General features: G+C 37.3%; 10 protein-coding genes. All 10 read right to left on the minus strand.

Annotated features, from left to right (window positions below):
- Positions 1–272 precede the first annotated feature (272 nt).
- A complete protein-coding gene (locus ACWIX0_RS12885) occupies positions 273–536 on the minus strand; it encodes a hypothetical protein (protein WP_454174387.1) in 264 nt (87 codons plus the stop codon).
- 15 nt (positions 537–551) lie between these two features.
- Positions 552–815, minus strand: a complete 264-nt coding sequence (locus ACWIX0_RS12890; protein ID WP_454174388.1) for a hypothetical protein — start codon at positions 813–815, stop codon at positions 552–554.
- Positions 812–1,012 (minus strand): hypothetical protein, encoded by a 201-nt coding sequence (locus ACWIX0_RS12895; RefSeq protein WP_454174389.1) that lies wholly within the window; start codon positions 1,010–1,012, stop codon positions 812–814. The genes ACWIX0_RS12890 and ACWIX0_RS12895 overlap by 4 nt, the downstream gene beginning before the upstream one ends.
- 39 nt (positions 1,013–1,051) lie before the next feature.
- Positions 1,052–1,312: a type II toxin-antitoxin system RelE family toxin gene (locus tag ACWIX0_RS12900; protein ID WP_454174390.1), complete on the minus strand. Its 261-nt coding sequence runs from the start codon at positions 1,310–1,312 to the stop codon at positions 1,052–1,054.
- Positions 1,309–1,533 (minus strand): hypothetical protein, encoded by a 225-nt coding sequence (locus ACWIX0_RS12905; protein ID WP_454174391.1) that lies wholly within the window; start codon positions 1,531–1,533, stop codon positions 1,309–1,311. Before ACWIX0_RS12905 ends, ACWIX0_RS12900 begins: the two co-directional genes overlap by 4 nt.
- Before the next feature lie 73 nt (positions 1,534–1,606).
- Complete coding sequence (locus ACWIX0_RS12910; RefSeq protein WP_454174392.1) at positions 1,607–1,741, minus strand: hypothetical protein; 135 nt, start codon at positions 1,739–1,741, stop codon at positions 1,607–1,609.
- Positions 1,725–2,060 (minus strand): hypothetical protein, encoded by a 336-nt coding sequence (locus ACWIX0_RS12915; protein WP_454174393.1) that lies wholly within the window; start codon positions 2,058–2,060, stop codon positions 1,725–1,727. The genes ACWIX0_RS12910 and ACWIX0_RS12915 overlap by 17 nt, the downstream gene beginning before the upstream one ends.
- The gene (locus ACWIX0_RS12920; protein WP_454174394.1) at positions 2,057–2,509 is read right to left on the minus strand and encodes a hypothetical protein; all 453 of its coding nucleotides are present in this window, start codon (positions 2,507–2,509) and stop codon (positions 2,057–2,059) included. Before ACWIX0_RS12920 ends, ACWIX0_RS12915 begins: the two co-directional genes overlap by 4 nt.
- Before the next feature lie 6 nt (positions 2,510–2,515).
- Positions 2,516–2,965 (minus strand): hypothetical protein, encoded by a 450-nt coding sequence (locus tag ACWIX0_RS12925; protein ID WP_454174395.1) that lies wholly within the window; start codon positions 2,963–2,965, stop codon positions 2,516–2,518.
- Entirely contained in the window at positions 2,966–3,709 is a 744-nt protein-coding gene (locus tag ACWIX0_RS12930) for a BspA family leucine-rich repeat surface protein (protein WP_454174396.1), read from the minus strand.
- Positions 3,710–3,774 lie beyond the last annotated feature (65 nt).

The raw sequence follows: 3,774 nt of genomic DNA on the forward strand, positions 1-3,774 counted from the left end.
TGGATTCGCACTTGAATCTATGCTTGAATCCGCGCTAGATTCGTTAGATTCGCCCTGCGAATTGTTAGAATCTATGCTTTGTGATGCGCGTGAATCCTTTGAATCCCCACACGCTATAAACACTGCTGACACAAATGCCAAAAACGCTAAACTTAACTTTTTCATTTAACACTCCCTTTTTTATTCACAATTTTGTAGTCTCATTTCTTGCATAACCTTGTGGTCTTTTACAATGGTAAGTCCTGTGTAATTTTCACGGACTCTATCGAATACTACGCTGTATGTATAGCCCTTATTCTCAAATAAATAGCCAGAAAAATCCCCCTTAAAATCCACGACTGCCTTGCCTTTGAGCGTGATAAACTCGCCGCTTTTTTGTTTAGCCCGATATACGCAACCTTATCGCAGGCTATATCGCCCTCGCCACAAATCTCAATGATTTTTATCCAAAATGTGTCATTTTCAAAAGTACATTTTTGGTTAAATGGGTCTGCCCACAAAACACTTGCCAAAAATATCAAACTTAATTTTTTCATTGTTTTGCCCCCTTGCTACTGAATGCTATATAGCCACACTTCATCGCCCTTTTGTATAAAGCGCGTTCGCAAAATTGTATCAAGTTTGATTTCTAGCGTATTGTCCCTAACCATTTTGTATGTGCTACCACAAGAATCGCCGTCTTTGTAGGTAAAATCTCGCGTTTGTAGCGCAGGGGCTAGGCAATTTTGCCCCTCCATTTTTGAAATCCCTGCATAAAAGATTTTATATGCTTCTTGCAAACTTTTTGCCTTATAAATTTCTTTTGTGATAGTCATTTCCGCGCCCTGTGGTGCTTTTTGATATGATTACAATAAAAATAACTGCGCCCTAATTCCTTATCATAAGTGGGCTGTGTATTACAGCGCAGATTATTTTCATCAAGCAATTGCGCATCTGCAAAGAATTTCTCGGACGCGTTTTCATCGCCAAATAACGCAACAATACACACCAAGAATACTGATAGCATTTTCATTTTTACCCTCCATTATTGTGATTTCGATTCGCGTGAATCTTATTTGTAAATATCGCCTCGAGATTGCGCCTTGTAAGCGTAGATTAGGATTTTGGATTGTATGATTTCATACAAAAGGCGATACTTGCCGATTCGCAATCGATATTTGTGCGATTCGCCCTGCAAACGCTTAATATCAAGGTTATTTTCAAAAGGATTTTGCGCGATTTGCTCTAGGGCAGAGATAAATTTCGCACTTACTTCAGGGTGAGAGTGCAAAAACTTCCGCACTTCCTTATTCATCTCTACTTTATAGCTCATAGCCCAAGCTCTTTTTTGACAGATTCTAGGCTGTAAGTTTCCCCGCGCTCTAGTTCTTTTCGCGCCTTTTTCCACGCTTTATAGTCCGCTTTGGTTTCAATAGGGAGTTTTTTGCTTTTTGATTCGGCACTCTCGCGCACTTCGCGCACACCTTTTAGCAGGCGAATCGCACTCATAATTTCGCTTTTGTTTTTATCGCTGATTTGCACTTGTAATGTCATCTTTTATCCTTTAACGCTTTATTTTTCGCACAATTATAGCAAAATCGCGCATAGAACCTTATATTTCACGCCTTTACGCTCTCTCATACTTCTCAATGATACACTTCAAAATAAGCGCGATGATTGAAAGTAGTGTGAGCACACTTGCCACCGCAAACGCCGCCGTGTAGAGATAGTCATTGTAGAGAATCTCAATGTATAAAGGCATCGTGGTAGTAAGTCCTATGATTTTCCCGCTCACCACCGCCACCGCGCCAAACTCGCCGATAACCCGCGCAAATGCTAATGCAAAATCCAATAAGCGCGGTGGAGAGTGAGAATTTTAACGCGCTTAAAACTTGTGAATCGCTGATGATTTCTACAAATTTTGCCCACTCTAACTTAAAGCTAAACGCAAAAAGCGCGATTAGCGGGATAATCACAAGCAAACTAAAATATGTCATACCAAGCCCAAAGCTAAGCCCAAAGCCCTGCAAAATCGAGGGCTTTTTGGCGATGATTTTATTTGCGATATATGTGAGATTCATTTGCCTTGCTCCTTATCTATGATAAAAAATTTTCTTTCGTTTCCTTGCTCATCTTGTGTAATATTTTGCAATTCTTTTAAGATTTCACATTTGTATGTGGAAAGTGTGATATATTTTACTTTTGGTTCATATTCTTCATATAGAGGCAAATTTATGCCAACAGGTTCGCGTTCAATAATAAACAGTTCACATCTAGCTTTTTTATTAGCAGGATTAGAGATAAAAAATCTCACTTTATGACAAAGCACACATTCTTTAAAAAATCCGCCAAACTCTACGACTTTATCTTTGAGTAATGGAGTGCCATTGTGGATTATCTCTAATATTTTTTTAGGTTTCCAAATATAATCAGCTTTTATCTCTATCGTGCCATCTAGTGATTTATAGGTTTCCTCCGCTCCAAACACCACGCTACAAAGTAAAAATGCTAATATTGTGATTTTTTTCATTTTTGATTATCCTTTGATTTTATAAAAGATTTTATTTTCTAACGCGATATTTTTAAGCGATTCACACGCTTTGTCTTGTTTGTTTTCTATTTTTATTTGCATTCTTGTTTTGCGTTGCTTTGGTGGATTTTCCCATTCACTTTTTAATAAACTACCTTGTTGTTCTCTAAGATTTATCTTGCATTTGTCTTTATTTGTAAAAACATATACTCTATAAGATTCGCCATTTTCGGCTATGTCCTCTTCGTCAGCTGCGCTCCAAGCCCAAGCCTCATCTTTAAATATCAACTTGCCATTATGATATATTTCAAATGCTATATACATTCTCATCTTAACATTTGGCGGTATAAATTTATAGCGAATCTCTATATTGCCACTCTGCTCTGTAAATATATGAATCTGCCCACCAAACGCCACGCTACAAAGCAAAAATACTAGCAATGCAATTTTTTTCATTTATTGCTCCTTGTTAATAATGTCTTTATACCATTTGGGCGGATTATTTTCTAGTGGCGATTCATCAAACATACCATTCAAACCCCACATACCAAACGGAGCATTGAGAAACTCTTTATAGAAATCATCTTTTATGTTGCTGACATTCCACGAGTTCAAATTTTGCTTAAATTTCCGCGCCCCATAAAACATTTTAATCATATATTTTACATTACTCACATTCCATTTATCTAATGGCTGATTAAAGCTCTCTGCTCCCTCAAACATATACACCATATTTTCTACATTGCTCACATTCCACGAATTTAGCGGTTGATTAAAACTCTCCGCATACCAAAACATACCCATCATATCTTTGACTTTGCTCGTATCCCACGCGCTAATATCGTGGTTAAAGCTCTCCATATTTGCAAACATAAATGACATATTCTCTACATTGCTCGTATCCCACAACTCAATCCCGCTAAAATCTTCTCTCTGGCTAGAAGCAAATACATAATACATATTTGTGATTTTGCTTGTGTCAATGTCGCCTAAATATATGCTTTCATCGTTTATCAGTTCGATTAGCTCATCGCGTGAAGCGGGGCGGTATTTTTTAGTGTGTTTTGCGTTTTGTGCTTTTGAATCTGTGCTTGAATCTATATGCGCAACTTGTGAATCTTGTGATTTTTGCCCGATTCCACACGCATTAAATAAAATCACGCTACACGCTAAAATCATAAATGCTAGTAGTTTTTTCATTTTTGTCCCCTTAAATTTTAAAAATCCTACAACCTAATTCATTATTCATTGCAAGATTCTAAAAT

It is taken from the genome of Helicobacter sp. T3_23-1059, from assembly GCF_053654515.1.